The 16322-nt window shown below is 37.7% G+C and carries 13 protein-coding genes; 7 read left to right on the top strand and 6 right to left on the bottom strand.

The features are described from left to right. The 4 genes from ispE to ACI4WO_RS02275 all read right to left on the bottom strand — a co-directional run. On the bottom strand, positions 1–583 hold a 583-nt coding region (gene ispE, locus ACI4WO_RS02290), incomplete at its 3' end, for a 4-(cytidine 5'-diphospho)-2-C-methyl-D-erythritol kinase (RefSeq protein ID WP_439805941.1). Further along, positions 580–1755 carry an aminotransferase class I/II-fold pyridoxal phosphate-dependent enzyme gene (locus ACI4WO_RS02285; RefSeq protein WP_439805940.1) on the bottom strand — a complete coding sequence of 392 codons (1176 nt, stop codon included), beginning with the start codon at positions 1753–1755 and terminating at the stop codon, positions 580–582. The genes ispE and ACI4WO_RS02285, both read right to left, overlap by 4 nt. Beyond that, positions 1755–2234: an Lrp/AsnC family transcriptional regulator gene (locus ACI4WO_RS02280; RefSeq protein WP_439805939.1), complete on the bottom strand. Its 480-nt coding sequence runs from the start codon at positions 2232–2234 to the stop codon at positions 1755–1757. Before ACI4WO_RS02280 ends, ACI4WO_RS02285 begins: the two co-directional genes overlap by 1 nt. 14 nt (positions 2235–2248) lie before the next feature. Continuing rightward, complete coding sequence (locus ACI4WO_RS02275) at positions 2249–3091, bottom strand: histidinol-phosphatase HisJ family protein (protein ID WP_439805938.1); 843 nt, start codon at positions 3089–3091, stop codon at positions 2249–2251. 227 nt (positions 3092–3318) lie between these two features. Here ACI4WO_RS02275 and ACI4WO_RS02270 point away from each other — a divergent pair, with 227 nt between their 5' ends. Then, positions 3319–4665: a TrkH family potassium uptake protein gene (locus tag ACI4WO_RS02270; RefSeq protein WP_439805937.1), complete on the top strand. Its 1347-nt coding sequence runs from the start codon at positions 3319–3321 to the stop codon at positions 4663–4665. Positions 4666–4720: 55 nt separating this feature from the next. Beyond that, on the top strand, positions 4721–5374 hold the full coding sequence (locus ACI4WO_RS02265) for a potassium channel family protein (protein WP_439805936.1): 654 nt from the start codon (positions 4721–4723) through the stop codon (positions 5372–5374). A gap of 127 nt (positions 5375–5501) precedes the next feature. Here ACI4WO_RS02265 and ACI4WO_RS02260 read toward each other — a convergent pair whose 3' ends face one another. Next, complete coding sequence (locus ACI4WO_RS02260) at positions 5502–6416, bottom strand: LysR family transcriptional regulator (protein WP_439805935.1); 915 nt, start codon at positions 6414–6416, stop codon at positions 5502–5504. A gap of 251 nt (positions 6417–6667) precedes the next feature. On the opposite strand from ACI4WO_RS02260, the gene ACI4WO_RS02255 reads away from it, so the two are divergent. Then, positions 6668–8617 carry a glycoside hydrolase family 9 protein gene (locus ACI4WO_RS02255; protein ID WP_439805934.1) on the top strand — a complete coding sequence of 650 codons (1950 nt, stop codon included), beginning with the start codon at positions 6668–6670 and terminating at the stop codon, positions 8615–8617. Between the two features lie 124 nt (positions 8618–8741). Continuing rightward, positions 8742–10979 (top strand): glycoside hydrolase family 9 protein, encoded by a 2238-nt coding sequence (locus ACI4WO_RS02250; RefSeq protein WP_439805933.1) that lies wholly within the window; start codon positions 8742–8744, stop codon positions 10977–10979. A 237-nt stretch (positions 10980–11216) separates the two neighbouring features. Here the strand turns inward: ACI4WO_RS02250 and ACI4WO_RS02245 are convergent, their stop codons facing one another. Then, positions 11217–12134 (bottom strand): uridine kinase family protein, encoded by a 918-nt coding sequence (locus ACI4WO_RS02245; protein WP_439805932.1) that lies wholly within the window; start codon positions 12132–12134, stop codon positions 11217–11219. A 252-nt stretch (positions 12135–12386) separates the two neighbouring features. Between ACI4WO_RS02245 and ACI4WO_RS02240 the strand changes: the two genes are divergently transcribed. Genes ACI4WO_RS02240 through iorA form a run of 3 tightly spaced genes read left to right on the top strand, consistent with a single transcriptional unit; the run spans position 12387 to position 16248 of the window. Beyond that, positions 12387–13682, top strand: coding sequence for a phenylacetate--CoA ligase family protein (locus ACI4WO_RS02240; protein WP_439805931.1), 1296 nt, complete (start codon positions 12387–12389; stop codon positions 13680–13682). Next, positions 13682–14506: an HAD family hydrolase gene (locus ACI4WO_RS02235; protein WP_439805930.1), complete on the top strand. Its 825-nt coding sequence runs from the start codon at positions 13682–13684 to the stop codon at positions 14504–14506. Before ACI4WO_RS02240 ends, ACI4WO_RS02235 begins: the two co-directional genes overlap by 1 nt. A gap of 14 nt (positions 14507–14520) precedes the next feature. Beyond that, positions 14521–16248 carry an indolepyruvate ferredoxin oxidoreductase subunit alpha gene (iorA, locus tag ACI4WO_RS02230; protein WP_439805929.1) on the top strand — a complete coding sequence of 576 codons (1728 nt, stop codon included), beginning with the start codon at positions 14521–14523 and terminating at the stop codon, positions 16246–16248. The last annotated feature ends 74 nt before the right edge of the window (positions 16249–16322 follow it).

The raw sequence follows: 16322 nt of genomic DNA, 5'->3' as shown, positions 1-16322 counted from the left end.
TTTTTATTTTTGCCGGATTTTCCAGACTGTCAATAAGCTTATATGCCTGAGGGGTAGAAATGCCCGATTGTCCCTTTGCAACTACAATATTGACAGGTGGGATATATCTTATTGAATTTATTATTTCACCTGTTCCCTGAACAAAAGCAGTTCCTCCATACAGGAAAAAGGTTGTATCCGCACTTACTTTTTTTCCGATTTCAGCAAGGTCTGAAACAGACATTCCAGTACCGAAAAGGCGATTCATTGAAAACAATACGCCTGCACCGTCAGAGCTTCCTCCTCCAAGACCTGCCTGAGATGGTATATGCTTTTCAATATCTATCTTAACTCCGGAATCTATTCCGGTTTCGTCAAGGAAAAGTTTTGCAGCCTTGTATGCGATATTGCTGGAATCACATGGAATACCAGGGGTATCACAGCTTAAAATTATTCCGTATTCCGTTTTGGAAATAGTTAAATAATCGTAAATGCCGATACTTTGAAAAATGCTTTCTATAAGATGATATCCGTTGTCAGTTTTTCCGGTTACATCAAGAGTAAGATTAATTTTAGCTGATGCTTTTACTTTAATACTGTTCATGATTTTTTATTTTTGTCCCTGATAAAATTTTCAATTCTTTTGAGAGCTTCCATGAGATGTTTAAGTGAGTATGCATAAGATACCCGTATGAAGCCTTCTCCGCTCTGACCGAAAGCATTGCCCGGAACTACAGCCACTTTCTGTTCTTTCAGGAGTTCTTCGCAGAATTCCTCACTTTTAAGTCCGGTACTTTTGATGCAAGGGAAAACATAGAAAGCCCCTTCCGGATTAAAGCATTCAAGTCCCATTTTATTAAAGCTGTCAACGAGCAGTCTGCGGCGGACGTTATATTCTGCAACCATTTTTTTAACTTCCTGTTCGCAGCTGCTCAGGGCTTCTATTGCTGCATACTGGCTGACTGTAGGGGAGCTCATAATAGCGTACTGATGGATTTTAAGAATTTGCTTTACTATTGGTGCAGGTGCAGCAAGATATCCAAGACGCCATCCAGTCATTGCAAATGCCTTTGAAAAACCATTAATCAGAATAGTTCTTTCCTGCATTCCCTCAAGCTGTGTAATGGAAAAATGCTTTCTGCCGTAAGTAAGCTCGGAATATATTTCATCTGAAAGAACCATTATATTTGTATCCCTTAAAACTTCTACTATAGGTTCAAGGTCTTCCTTTGTCATTACAGCACCTGTAGGATTATTTGGAAAGGGGAGGATAAGAAGCTTTGTCTTGTCAGTTATTTTTTCTCTGAGTGCTTTGGCAGTAAGCTTGAAGTTATCCTCAAGACGGGTTTCAACTGTTACAGGAATGCCGCCTGTCAGAGTTACTATAGGAGCATAGCATACGAAGCAGGGTTCAACTATCAGGACCTCATCTCCGGGATTTATAAGTGCCCTTATGGAAATATCAATTGCTTCAGAGCCGCCTACAGTTACAATTATTTCATGTTCCGGATCATACTTTACATTTATCTTTTTTTGCGTGTATTCAGCTATTTCACGGCGAAGATCTGCAAGTCCGGAATTGGCAGTATAGATAATTCTTTTTTTTTCAAGAGTGTTTATAGCAGCTTTTCTGATTGCCCATGGGGTCTGGAAGTCCGGTTCACCTACGCCCAGACTTATAACGTCTTCCACAGATGCTGCAAGATCAAAAAACTTTCTTATGCCCGAAGGCTTTATATCCTTTATTTTATCAGAAAGCACAGAATCATAATTCATCACGGAGCAATAAAACCCCTTTCATCAATATCTTCTTCCTGAATAAATATACCTTTTTCCTTATATGTTTTCAGGACAAAGTGTGTAGTAGTAGATAAAACTCCCTCAATTGTAGAAAGTTTCTGCGCAACAAATAAGGCTATGGTTTTGTAATCATTTCCGGTAACAGTAACTGACAAATCGTATGAACCTGACATAAGTGAAACGCTGTCTACTTCATCATACATCATGACTGTTTTTGCAAGCTCATCAAAGCCGCAGTCACGTTTTGGAGTAACTTTAAGCTCAATAGTGGCAATAACAGTGCTTTTGTCCGCACGGTTTTCATCAACAATTGCGCTGTATCCTTTTATAATTCCATCTTTTTCAAGCTGGTCGATTTGTTTTTCAATGTCCTCCGGGGTTGTATCCAGCATAGCGGCAAGCTGTTCATTGGAAAATCTGGCGTTTCTTTTAAGAAGTTTTACTAAATCGTTCATAATTTTTCCTCCCTTTAAATTGTAAGAAAATGAGGTTCATGTTTTTTGTAATATGCAATTTTTTCAAATCCGGCACTTTTTGCAAGTTCTATTCCCTCGGAAATACCTTTTGCAAGATCGGCAGTACGGTGACAGTCTGAGCCCAGAGTAATAATTTCTCCTCCGAGATCTCTGTAAAGCTTTATGTATTCATATGACGGAAAGGTTTTTCCGTATGCCTGTCTGAGTCCGGATGTATTGATTTCAATTCCTTTGCCGTTTTTGATTATTGTTCTGAAAATTTCTGCTATAATATCCATGTAAGGGGACATGTCCACATTTATTTTCTGTTCTCCCTGAATATATCTTAATGCATATGTCAGATGTCCCAGAATATCAAATTTATTCCACTGGCAAAGCTTCAGGATCTCATTGAAATTTTTTTCCATAAGCTTCGGAACATTTTCCTTTGAATAATCAAGAAAAGCAAAATCATCATGTCCCGGAAGTTCATGCATTGACGCAATTACATAATCAAGTCTTTTATCGGAAAGGATCATATCTGAAACTGCTGTATCTGATGTTGCCTGTCCCAGTTCTGTTCCGCAGATGAGATTAAGTCTGCCTGAATATTCTTCCTTTGCCTGTTCAATTTCATTCATTGACGACTCGAAGGCGTTTTTAAAGCCATAGTCATTATATTTTTTTTCTTCAGTTATATGATAGTGTTCTTTTTCATAATACCTGTTTACTTCGCAGTGATCGGTAACCGCCATTGCGTCCAGGCCGAGTTCAATGGCTCGTTCACAGCGTTCCCTGACAGTATCATTGTCAGCGTCAAATGAATTCCGTGAATGTGTGTGACAGTCAATAAGCAAATTTATCAGATCCTTTCTGTTCTTTTAAAGACATAAGCTTATATTGATTATATCACAAATTCAGGCAAAAAACTATAATTTTTATAAAAAAATATATTCAAACTTTTCTCACAGGGCGTAAAACAAATTGACACCTTTGATAAAATAATGTATAATATTAGGAGTTTAGCAATATGATGATTGCGTAAGGGCGGTTTTGTCAACATGTCCGGAATGGAGTTTTATTTATGAAACTTAATTTAAAAAAGAATCTTACATATCCGAAAATAGTAGCTATTGGGTTTTCTATTCTGATTGCCGCTGGAACAATTCTGCTGATGCTTCCGGTGTCCAGCCGCAATACTGGTTCAGCTGGATTTACAGATGCTTTGTTTACAGCAACTTCGGCTTCGTGTGTTACAGGACTGGTAACTGTGGACACATATCAGAACTGGACGCTGTTCGGTCAGATAGTTATTCTTTGCATGATTCAGATTGGCGGTCTTGGTTTTCTGACGATTCTTACAGGATTTTCAGTGATTTTCAACCGTAAGATTGGTTTAAAGGAAAGAAGCCTTCTTCAGGAAAGCGTTAATACGATGTATATAGGAGGAATTGTAAGACTTACTAAAAAAATTATTCTCGGTACATTTTTCATAGAGCTTACTGGTGCTTTTCTCCTTTCACTCAGATTCATACCTAAAATGGGAATAGGCATTGGAATATATAACAGTATTTTCACATCTGTTTCAGCATTTTGCAATGCAGGTTTTGACCTTATGGGCAGATACAGTGAATATTCATCTCTTACTATGTTCCGTGATGATTATCTGGTAAATATAACGGTTATACTGCTTATTCTTATAGGCGGTATCGGTTTTTTTGTGTGGGACGATCTGACAGCCAATAAATTCCGATTCAGTAAATTCAAACTTCATACAAAGCTTGTGCTGATATCGACGTTTGTACTGGTTTTCGGCGGAGCTGCCATATTTTTTGCACTGGAATATCATAATGAGCTTGAAGGCTTGAGCCTGCTTCAAAAAATTAATGCATCCTTTTTTATGTCAGTAACTCCCAGAACAGCCGGATTTAATACCGTGGATCTTGCCCGGATGACTCCGGGAAGTAAATTCCTTACAATGATATATATGTTTATCGGAGGAAACTCCGGTTCGACAGCCGGCGGTGCAAAGACAACAACAATTATTGTACTGCTTCTTTCAGCATGGTCAAGCCTCAGAAACCGTCCGAATATCAACATAATGAAAAGGAGACTGGAGCAGGATGTCTTAAAACGGGCAACATCGGTAGTTGTAATTAATCTGACACTGATTCTGACCTGCGGACTGGCAATATGCATCTGTCAGAAAAATCTGGATCTTACAGATGTGCTTCTGGAAGTTTTTTCAGCCATTAATACTGTCGGACTTTCTACAGGCATTACAAGAGAACTTAATGTGTTTTCACAGCTGGTAATTGTTTTTATGATGTTCTGCGGAAGGGTTGGAAGTCTTTCGTTTGCTTTGCTGTTTACAGAGCAGAAATCTTCTTCTGCATTTTTGAATCCTGTAGAAAAAATAAATATCGGATAGAATTTAATCATATATATGCCGTCTGGTGTTCAGGGACGGCGGAACGGAGAATAAAATGAAATCAGTTTTAATTATAGGTCTTGGAAGATTTGGAATGCATCTTATTCGTAAATTTTACGAGCTGGGTGACGATGTAATGGCAGTGGATATTGACGAGGCAAAAGTTCAGGAGGCAATGCCTTATGCCACAAGTGCCCAGATAGGGGACTGTACAAAAACTGAAATGCTGAAAAATCTTGGCGTAAATAATTTTGATGTGTGCTTTGTGTGCATAGGACAATGTTTTCAAAGCAGCCTTGAGATAACAAATCTTCTTCATGAAATGGGAGCCAAAAAAGTAATAAGCAAGGCAAATACTGAAATTCATGCAAAATTTCTGCTGAGAAACGGGGCAGATGAGGTTACATTTCCGGAACGTGACAGTGCTTATAAGCTTGCAGTCAGATATAGCGCTGATAATATTTTTGACTTTATTGAGCTTTCCAAGGATACTGCTATTTATGAAATACCTGTGCTTGACAGCTGGATCGGCAAAAGCATACTTAAGGTTGACGCAAGAAAAAAATATCATATAAATATACTGGCAATTAAAAATAATGATGTTATTAAGGGACTTCCGTCTGCTGAGTATATTTTTAATGACAATGATCATATAGTAGTATTAGGACATAATTCTGACGTTGAAAAACTTCTGAAAAAAATGGATTGATATATAAATATCTTTGCAGAAAAAAATTTTTTCAAGTAAATCTGGGGACGCTTTCACTTGCAAAGCGTCCCCTCTTCCAAAACAGTACATTTAATAAAAAATTTTTTCTGCGTTCTGTAAAATATTTTTAATCTTTAGGATAGTTTTCAATATACCTTCTCAGATGCTCCAGATAACGACGGGCTATACTGCTTAATGGACGCTGATCGGTTTTGATATATCCGATTTCCATTATTTCATTGCTTTCCAGAGGAATGGAAACGATGTCTGTACCGTTTAAATCACTGCTTAAAATACCGGAGGAAATGGTGTATCCATTGAGCCCTATAAGCAGATTGAACAGCGTTGCACGATCTGAAACCACTATGCTTTTTGGACTTTCATCAGTGCTGTGAAGTTCTTCTGAAAAATAAAATGAATTGTTTATTCCCTGATCATAGGACAAACGTGGGAATTTCAGAAGATCACTGCGTGTTACAGATGATTTTCCTGCCAATGGATTGCTTCTGCTTACAAATACATGAGGTCTGGCAGTAAACTGCTCTATAAACTCCAGGTCATTATTATGCAGAATCCTCTGAATTACTTCACGGTTGAAATTGCTTAAAAAAATTATTCCGAGCTCGCTGCGCATAGTACGCACATCTTCAATAATATCATTGGTGCGAAGCTCACGAAATGAAAATTCATATTTGTCTTCGTTGTATTCCTTTACAAGTGCTACAAAAGCGTTAACTGCAAATGCATAGTGCTGTGAAGATACGGCGAAAACTCTTTTTACCGGTGCAGAATGCTTATACGTATGTTCAAGGAGTTCTGCCTGTTCAACGACTTGCTTTGCATAGGAGAGAAATTTTGCACCGTCATCAGATAAAACAACTCCTCTGTTGCTGCGGCAGAATATTGTTATGCCCATTTCCTTTTCAAGATCCGATACTGCTTTTGAAAGACTGGGCTGGGTTATAAAAAGCTTTTGTGCAGCCATTGTTATTGAACCGCATTGTACAATTGTTATAACATATTTTAACTGTTGTAATGTCATTAAAATCAGCTCCGTTATAAAAGAATGATTTTTTACATTTTAGCACTATTTATTCTGGCTGTCAAACGGCAAATTAAATTCTGCCGGAAAGAAACAACTGAATAATATGTACTAATTTTAATACTCCTTTTTGTGCATTTTGTGGAAAATTTATAAAATTCTAAAAAAATTATTGAAGTTAATCGTTGCAATGTGATAAAATATTAAATATGATAAATTAGTTTTATTTTATAATCAGGAGGTATAAATAAATGAAGAAAATTTCACGCTGGAAAAGAATTCTTGCAGCATCAGTAAGTGCAGCAACTTTGCTGTCCTGCACTGCTGTAAATACTGTAAATTATTCAACAGTTACTGCGGCAGACGGTGAAAATTATGCAGAAGCATTGGCAATGTCACTTTATTTCTTTGATGCAAACCAGTGCGGCACAGAGGTAGATGATAACTGCCTGACATGGAGAGGAAACTGTCATACTTATGACGCTGAGGCATCGCTGGACAGTGCAAACGGACTTGGAAGCAGTGAAAAAGCACTTATTAAGGCGGCTAACGGCGGAAGCAATACTGTTGATGTAAGCGGCGGTTATCATGATGCCGGAGATCATGTTAAATTTAATCTGACAATGGGCTTTGCAGCATCATCGCTTGCAATGTCATATTATATGAATCCGGGAGCTTATGAAAAGGCAAATTGTAAGGATCATCTTTTTGATATTCTCAAGGAAACATGCGACTATTTAATGAAAACCACATTCCTTGATAATTCGGGAAATGTATATGCCGTATGTGCAACTGTTTCTAATCAGACAGATCATAATGTTACATGGGAAGAACCGGAAAAGCAGACTTATGATCGCCCTACATACTGGCTTACAGCTTCCGATAACAATTCTGTAACAACTGCTACAATGGCTTCTGCTTTGGCTGGATCAGCATATGCATTAAAAAATGTGGATCCGGAGTATTCTGCAAAGTGTCTGAAATATGCAAAAGCATTATATGATTTTGCTTCAAATCATACAGGTATGAAGGATACTAATGACAATATGTATACAACAACTGATACATATATTGATGACTTGGCTTTGGCTCAGTTATGGCTTTATATAAATGGTGAGGCTTCACTTCCGACATATAAACCTACAGCTAACGGTTGCTATAACGGTCAGTACTATGATTATCATCTTTATTGTTGGGACAAAGTATGGTCTGGCTATGCAACTCTCATGTATTATGTAACAGGTGATCAGGCATTTGCAAGTGAAATGCAGTTTGAACTGAATAATAAGGGTGGTGTTCCTACAAACAGCTATAACGCTTCGGGTTGGGGTGCTTCACGTTATAACTGTGCATTACAGATGGTAGCTCTCGGACTCGCAAAGGGTGATGCTACATCAACTTATGCATTGGGTGCAAAGTATCAGACAGATTATCTGCTTGGAAACAATCAGAAATCAACAAGCTTCCTTATAGGATATGGCAATACATGGCCGCAGCAGATTCACCACAGAGCTGCAAATCCGAATAAAACAGGTATGACACATGTACTTTATGGTTCTTTGGTCGGCGGACCAACAGACAGTAACTGTACATATACAGATTACTGGGAATCATATGAGTCTACAGAACCTGCCCTTGACTATAATGCTTGTTTTGCACTTGCATGTGCAGGGCTTGTTAATCTTTACGGTGGTGACGCATCAGAGCTTGATACCATTATAAAAAATGCAGATGAAATTGATGAATCTTATGTGTTCGGAAAATGGTATAATACTCAGCAGCAGGAAACTACAGCAGTTACAACACAGCCGGTTGAAACAACAACTACTGAAGTAATTACTACAGTGGTTTCAGAAACAACTACTTCAGAAACTACTGTTTCAGAAACTACAGTTTCAGAAACAACTACACCGCCGGAAACTGAAATTACCAGTGAGGCTACTGAGGATACATCAGAAGAAAATCCTGTTTTGCCGACAAAATATGGCGATATAAACAGTGATAATCAGATTACATCTACTGATGTTGTTATACTTAATAAATATATCCTGAGCAATATTGAATATGATATCAATGCAGTTGAAAAAGCAAATGCCGACTGTAATGTTGACGGTCAGATTGATTTGACAGACAGCAGTATGATTACAAGTGTTATTTTAGGTGTATTTACAGAAAGTGAACTGGGGAAACCTACAAATTAAAATATTTTAATGAAGAATGTCAATGATAATTTCATTGACATTCTTCAATATGTAAAATCAATATAATCATATAGCCGTAAGTGATTTATTGAGTGCGTTATATTGCGGCAGAATGGAGATTGTAATGAAAAAAATACTTGCTGCAGCTATTTCAGCTGTTATTTCATTTTCTACCTTTGCGTCATCGGTGCCTGCATTGAGTAATACTTTAACATCAGTATCGGCAGAGGAAAGCAGCTATAATTATGCAGAGGCATTGCAGAAATCAATGTTTTTCTATGAGGTTCAGCAGGCAGGTGAACTTCCTGAATGGAATGAAGTCTCATGGCGTGACGATTCTATGGTAAATGATGTTGTACCTGGCGGTTGGTTTGATGCGGGTGATCATCTTAAATTTTCTCTTACAAATGCTTATTCAGCAACTATTCTTGCATGGGGACTTATACAGTACAAGGATGCAGTAAAAAATGCGGGTCTTTATGATTTGTATCTGAAAAATCTCCAGTGGGGACTTGATTTTGTTGCAGGCTGTGATCTGGGAGACAAGGTTATCGGAACCATCGGTGATGACGCTTTTGACCATGTATGGTGGGGTTCTGCTGAGGTTTATATGAGGAAGTATGTTCTGAAAGGCGGTACAGATCCTCGTCCTTATGACGAAATTACATGTACTACAACTGTTGCTGAAATGGCTTCAGCAATGGCAGCCGGTTATATTGTATTCAAGGATGAAAATCCTGAACTGGCAGAAAGTTACCTTGAACATGCAAAGAGCCTTTTCGAACTTGCTGATACAACAAGAAGCAATGATGATCAGGGCGTTCAGCAAAAATATTATAATACAAAGCAGTCCGGCAGTGTTGCTGATTATATTGATGAACTGTTTTATGCTGCAAACTGGATGTATATGGCAACGGGTGAACAGAAATATCTTGATCTTTGCGAAAGTGACTATATCCCATACTTCCCAACTGAAAATCAGTCTACAGAGCGTAAATATACCTGGGGTGTATGCTGGGATGATACTTCACAGGCAGCCGCACTTCTTTATGCTATGAACACTGGTAAGTCTGAGTGGAAGGAACATGTAAAACATCACCTTGAATACTGGACAACAGGTTACGGCGGAAAACAGGTTCAATATACTCCTGATGGACTTGCATGGCTGTTTAACTGGGGTTCATTAAGACATGCAACTACCACGGCATTTGTTGCTATGGTGGCTTCTGATACAATTTTTGCGGACGATGCAGATTTTGTTGACAAATATAATACATGGGCAAAGTCACAGATGGACTATGCTTTTGGTGACAATGATCTGGGACTAAGTTATGTTCTTGGAATGGGAGATAAAAATCCTGTAAATGTTCACCACAGAACTTCAAGCGGTATTTATGATGATCACTGGAATGAACTTGGTTCAGATACTCCAAGCGATAAATGGGAAACAGAATATGCACATACATTATATGGTGCATTAGAGGGTGGTCCTAATCAGGACGGAACATTCACTGATACGAATTCATCATATCAGAATACAGAGGTCGCAATTGACTATAATGCTGGCTTTACAGCTGCACTTTGTGCTATGATTGATGATTATGGCGGCGAACCGCTTGAAGATTTTCCTCCTGTTGAGACTCCTACACGACCTGAATTCCTTATGAAAGCATCAATAAATCAGGCTTCTGGAAGCTTTACTGAAATTAAGGCATATGCTATGAATCATTCGGCATGGCCTGCAAGAGTAATCCAGGATCTGTCATACAATTATTATTTTGATATTTCAGAGCTGGTTGATGCAGGTTATTCTATAGACGATGTAAAGGTACAGAAAGGTACGGATCAGCATTCGGGTGATGAAGGTGTTGCAACTGTTTCAGATCCGATTCATTATGACGGCAATATATATTATGTAAAGATTACTTTTGGTGACGGAAGAGTAGTAATGCCTACTGGTCAGTCTGAACATCGTTCTGAACTGCAGTTCAGAATAGGTATTGCAGATACTATTCAGAATGTATGGGATCCTACAAACGACTATTCTTATCAAGATCTTGTTCAGGGCGGCGAAGATGCAATGATTGAGACTCAGTACATGACAATGTATGACGGAGATAAGCTTATCTGGGGTACTGAACCTGACGGAAAAACTCCTGATGATATCTCAAAGGTCAAGGGAGATGTAAATCTGGACGGTAAGTTTAATATTTCAGATATTGTCAAACTGGGAAGATACCTTGTAAAGGATTCATCTGCTAAAATTGACGCACAGGGTCAGACAAACGGAGATATGAATGAAGACGGCATTCTGAACGTAATTGATTTAGTTGCAATGCGCAGACAGATGTATTTAAACTGATAATAGTAATACTAATCCCATATCAACCTGTTGAAGAATTTACCGCTATCATTTCGTCACTCTGCGTTGCCCGTCCTTGCCAGGCGACAGCCTGCCTGCGGTTGGGCGCCTTGACTGACAAAATACTATCTGGCAACTCAACAGAACGATAAGGGATTAGTATAAATATTAAGAGGAAGCTTTTTAGGAAGCTTCCTCTTTTCTTTTATTGAATTTTTTAAAGAGATATACGGATTTTTAACCAATAAATTCCCGGATAAGGGAGCTTTCAGGAACATTTTTTTCGCTTACCGGAAGTAATAGATTAAAGAAATCCACAATATTATTATAATAGCTGTTACTGCTTAAAATTTGCTCTGCTTCAATAAGCTTGCTGTAAAGAAAGCTTTTGTATACCGGAACTTCGTATGACATAAATGTATCAATCTGGAAATCAGCACGATGTTTGAACGGAAGAATATATTTTTCTTCTCCTTCCGAAACACTTTCAAAATAACTGAAAATTGACTGAAGATCTCTTCCTCTGAAAAGACTGTCCCTGCAAAGCCGTCTCATGAGACGTATCAGGCGGGGATGAAGAATTTTGTTTTCACAAGATTTCAGCCTCGTACGCACACTTATATAAACGCATGTGGCAAAATTGTTTTCTCCGGTTACCATAGGATTCAGCGCATGGATACCTTCCATGATTACAATTGAATCGGCTTCACGTTTAAAAGGAACATATCCGCTTCGTGTCTGGGTTTTGAAATCAAATATCGGCATCATAAATTCTTCGCACTTTTTCAGAAGCATTATATGTTCCTGAAGAAGCTTTAAATCTGTACAGAACGGAGATTCAAGATCAATATTTCCATTTTTATCTCTTGGCATGTCAGGAGAATTGTTTGAACGGAAATAATTGTCCAGTGAAATTACTTTGGAATCACATTCATAATTCTTTGCCAGAATTCTGGACACCTCATTGGCAGTGGAAGTTTTTCCTGAACCGGACGGACCGGAAATCAGTATTACCGGATGAGTATCACGTTTCTGAGAAATATTATTACATAAATTATCCAGCTGATTGTAATAATTGCTTTCAGAATCCATTACAAGTTTTTCAGGATTTTCAGTTATGATTTTATTAAGCAAATCGGTTTTTATATATTTCATGATTCTAACCTTTCAGTAAAAATTAATCTATATATATTATACTATATCAATAAAATTTTATCAATGTTCTTTATGATTAAAAACTTTTTAATTTATTTGTTGATGTTGCACAAATTCCTGTATTTAAATTGCAAGGAATTTCACAAATAAATGTAGACAAATAAGAAAACTATATACTTTTGTCAAAAAAAATGATATAATTAGTTCTTAATGGATGATATTTCATCTGTTTATCAGGAAAGGATGAAAAAAATGTTTTTTCAAAAAGATGCAGAAACAATGTCGAGAAGGCAGATTGAGGAAATTCAGCTGGAAAGACTTAAATGGCTTGTGGATTATTGTATAAAAAATATACCTTTTTATTGCAGGAGACTTGAAAGTGCAGGAGTAACTCCGGAAAAAATCAAATGTCTTGATGATATTCAGTACATACCATATACGACAAAAGATGATATACGTGATAATTATCCTTTTGGCCTGTTCGGACAGCCCCTAAAGAAAATTGTAAGAATCCATGCTTCAAGCGGTACTACCGGAAAGCCTACTGTAGTAGGTTATACTAAAAATGATCTGGAAAACTGGAGCGACTGTATGGCAAGGCTTTGTGTGGCTGCCGGTGCTACTGATGAAGATATCGTCCAGATAGCTTTTGGGTACGGTTTGTTTACGGGAGCATTGGGACTTCATTATGGATTGGAAAAGATAGGTGCAACTGTTGTACCAACATCCAGCGGAAATACTGAAAAGCAGATTATGCTCATGCAGGATTTTCAGACAACAGCTCTTGTTGCAACACCGTCTTATGCACAGTTTATTGGTGAAACTGCAAAGGATATGGGAGTTATTGATAACCTGAATTTAAAACTCGGACTATTTGGCTCTGAAGGCTGTACAGAGGAGATGAGAGGTCAGATCGAGAAAACACTGGGACTTTTTGCTACTGACAATTACGGAATGAGTGAACTTATGGGACCTGGTGTATCAGGGGAATGCCGGATGAGATGCGGAATGCATATAAACGAAGATCATTTTCTTGCAGAGATAATTGATCCGACAACGCTTCAGGTACTTCCTAAAGGCTCTCAGGGAGAACTTGTTGTAACAACCCTTACCAAGGAAGGAATACCAATGCTGCGTTATCGTACAAAGGATATTACAAAAATAAATTATGAACCGTGTGAATGCGGAAGAACCTTTGCAAGAATGGATAAAATTAAGGGAAGAACAGATGATATGCTGAAAATCAGAGGAGTTAATGTTTTTCCGTCACAGATTGAGAGTGTGCTGATGAGCTTTGACCAGATAGCACCTCATTATCAGCTTGTTGTTACAAGAGAAAATTTTTCTGATCGTCTTGAAGTTAAGGTTGAGCTTGCAGACGGATCTCTTCTTGAAAATTATTCCGGACTGGAAACATTAAGACAGTCTATTCATCATAATCTTAAAACTGTTCTGGGAATTGATACAAAGGTATCTATTGTAGAGCATAAGTCCCTTGAAAGATTTCAGGGTAAGGCAAAAAGAATAATTGACCTGAGAAACAGCTGATGAAACAATTATTTATATCTGATCTTGATGGTACGCTTCTTGACAGCAGCGGACAGGTATCTGATGATACTGCACAAATATTGAATAAGTGCATTGCAGATGGTGTGGAATTTACATTTGCAACTGCCAGAACTGCTTCTTCGGCAGTTAAAATAACTGAAAAAATAAATATAAATGTACCTTGTATTCTTATGAACGGAGTCAGTATTTATGATATACCGGGCAAAAAATACATAAAGAATGAATTTATAGACTGTAAAACAGCTGCAGCAGTAATTGAAATATTCAAAAGACATAATGCAATGCCATTTATGTATAAAATTGAAAATAACAGCTTGTATGCTTTGTATTCCGGATTTGAAAACAAACAAATGTATGAATTCTTTGTTATAAGACAAGATAAATATGATAAACCGTTTGTTAAATGTGAAGACCTTACTGAAAAAGCAGACGGCAGTATTGTTTATTTTACTATACTGGGAGAATATGAAAAGCTTTCCGGAATAAAGAATGAGCTTGAAAAGTTACCGGAAATAAATATAGCCTTTTACAGAGACGTTTATAATAAAGGATTATGGTTTCTTGAGGTTTTTGATAAGAAAGCTTCTAAATCTGAGGGTATAAAATTTCTTCGTGAATACTGTGGATATGATGTGATTACGTGTTTTGGAGATAATTTAAATGATATTCCGATGTTCATGGCAAGTGACAGGAAAATTGCTGTCGGAAATGCACATGATGAAATTAAAGCAGCTGCTGATGAAGTTATTGGTACAAATGATTCTGATTCAGTTGCTCATTGGATAAATAAAAATTACAGATGAAAGGATTTGGATGAATGAACAAATTAATGCTTGGCAATGAGGCATTTGCAAGAGGTCTTTATGAGGGAGGATGTCGTCTGATATCAAGCTATCCCGGAACTCCTTCAACGGAAATTACCGAATATGGTGCTAAATATGATGATATGTATGCGGAATGGGCTCCTAATGAAAAGGTTGCAATGGAAACGGCATTGGGTGCATCTATAGCAGGTGCCAGAAGTTTTTGCGGAATGAAGCATGTTGGATTGAATGTTGCTGCTGATCCTTTGTATACAGCTTCTTATACTGGTGTTACAGGAGGTATGGTTATTGCTGTGGCAGACGATCCGGGAATGCATTCGTCTCAGAATGAGCAGGACAGCCGTCATCATGCAATTGCCTCAAAGGTTCTGATGCTTGAACCGTCTGATTCGGCTGAATGCAAGGATTTTACCAAAACTGCCTTTGAACTTTCCGAACAGTTTGATACTCCGGTTATTGTAAGACTTTCTACAAGAGTTTCACATTCTCAGAGTATTGTGAATCTGGCTGAAAGAGTTGATATTCCGGTAAAGCCTTATGTTAAAAATCCTCAGAAATATGTTATGATGCCCGCATTTGCTAAAGGAAGACATGTTTTTGTGGAAGAAAGAACAAAAAAGCTTGTTGAATTTACTGAAAAATCTGACCTTAACAGGATTGAAATAAACGATTCTGAAATTGGAGTTATTACAAGCGGTATTGCTTATCAATATGCAAGAGAGGCTTTGGGAGACAGTGTTTCTTATCTTAAGCTTGGAATTGTAAACCCTCTTCCGGAGCGTATTATAAAAGATTTTGCTGCAAAATTTAAAAAAGTTTATGTAATAGAAGAACTGGATGATGTTATTGAAACACACTGTAAAAAGATTGGCGTTAATGTAATCGGTAAAGAGCTTTTTGGATTTATAGGAGAGCTTTCACAGTCGATAATTGCTGAAAAAATTCTTGGCAAAAAAACTGAATTCACAGAGTTTCCTGAGAATGTTCCTGTAAGACCACCGGTTATGTGTGCCGGATGTCCGCACAGAGGACTGTTTTACACTCTGGCAAAAAATAAAATTACAGTTTCAGGAGATATCGGATGCTATACTCTCGGAGCTGCTGCACCGCTTAATTCAATGGATTCTACAATTTGTATGGGTGCTTCCGTTTCTGCTCTTCATGGTATGAATAAAATAAATGGCAGTGAGGGAGAAAAAAGAACGGTTGCGGTTATCGGAGATTCAACATTTATTCACAGCGGTATTACAGGTCTTATAAATATTGCATATAATGCAACTAATTCAACTGTAATTATCCTTGATAATTCAATTACCGGTATGACAGGACATCAGCAGAATCCAACAACAGGTTATAATTTAAAGGGTGATCCGGCGTCAAAGGTTTCTCTTGAAGCACTTTGCAAGGCTGTGGGTATAAACAGAGTAAGAGTTACAGATCCTTACAATATGAAAGAAACGGAAAAAACAGTACTGGAAGAGCTTGCTGCGGAAGAACCGTCTGTTATTATTTCAAGACGTCCGTGCGCATTGCTTAAATATGTAAAACACAAGCCGGCTCTTAGTGTGGACAGAGATAAATGTAAGTCATGTAAAATGTGCCTTAAAATCGGTTGCCCTGCAATTTCCATTAAAAATGGAAAGGCTCAAATAGACAAAACTCTATGCGTAGGCTGTGGAATCTGTACTGAAATGTGTAAATTTAATGCAATAGGTAAATAAAAAATTCAGATCAGTATGGAAGATGACGGGATAAGTGACTTACTGGCATTTGTTCAGACAAAAGCAGGCAAGTT

Origin of the sequence: Porcipelethomonas sp. (assembly GCF_051893655.1) — a bacterium.
Classification (GTDB): domain Bacteria; phylum Bacillota; class Clostridia; order Oscillospirales; family Ruminococcaceae; genus Porcipelethomonas.
This window is presented reverse-complemented; position numbering and strand designations above follow the sequence as displayed.

What these genes read in the sequence shown, in the direction of transcription:
- ACI4WO_RS02285 (WP_439805940.1), bottom strand. Translation starts at nt 1,755, where the DNA reads ATGAATTATGATTCTGTGCTTTCTGATAAAATAAAGGATATAAAGCCT.
- ACI4WO_RS02280 (WP_439805939.1), bottom strand. Translation starts at nt 2,234, where the DNA reads ATGAACGATTTAGTAAAACTTCTTAAAAGAAACGCCAGATTTTCCAAT.
- ACI4WO_RS02270 (WP_439805937.1), top strand. Translation starts at nt 3,319, where the DNA reads ATGAAACTTAATTTAAAAAAGAATCTTACATATCCGAAAATAGTAGCT.
- ACI4WO_RS02265 (WP_439805936.1), top strand. Translation starts at nt 4,721, where the DNA reads ATGAAATCAGTTTTAATTATAGGTCTTGGAAGATTTGGAATGCATCTT.
- ACI4WO_RS02260 (WP_439805935.1), bottom strand. Translation starts at nt 6,416, where the DNA reads ATGACATTACAACAGTTAAAATATGTTATAACAATTGTACAATGCGGT.
- ACI4WO_RS02255 (WP_439805934.1), top strand. Translation starts at nt 6,668, where the DNA reads ATGAAGAAAATTTCACGCTGGAAAAGAATTCTTGCAGCATCAGTAAGT.
- ACI4WO_RS02250 (WP_439805933.1), top strand. Translation starts at nt 8,742, where the DNA reads ATGAAAAAAATACTTGCTGCAGCTATTTCAGCTGTTATTTCATTTTCT.
- ACI4WO_RS02245 (WP_439805932.1), bottom strand. Translation starts at nt 12,134, where the DNA reads ATGAAATATATAAAAACCGATTTGCTTAATAAAATCATAACTGAAAAT.
- ACI4WO_RS02240 (WP_439805931.1), top strand. Translation starts at nt 12,387, where the DNA reads ATGTTTTTTCAAAAAGATGCAGAAACAATGTCGAGAAGGCAGATTGAG.
- ACI4WO_RS02235 (WP_439805930.1), top strand. Translation starts at nt 13,682, where the DNA reads ATGAAACAATTATTTATATCTGATCTTGATGGTACGCTTCTTGACAGC.
- iorA (WP_439805929.1), top strand. Translation starts at nt 14,521, where the DNA reads ATGAACAAATTAATGCTTGGCAATGAGGCATTTGCAAGAGGTCTTTAT.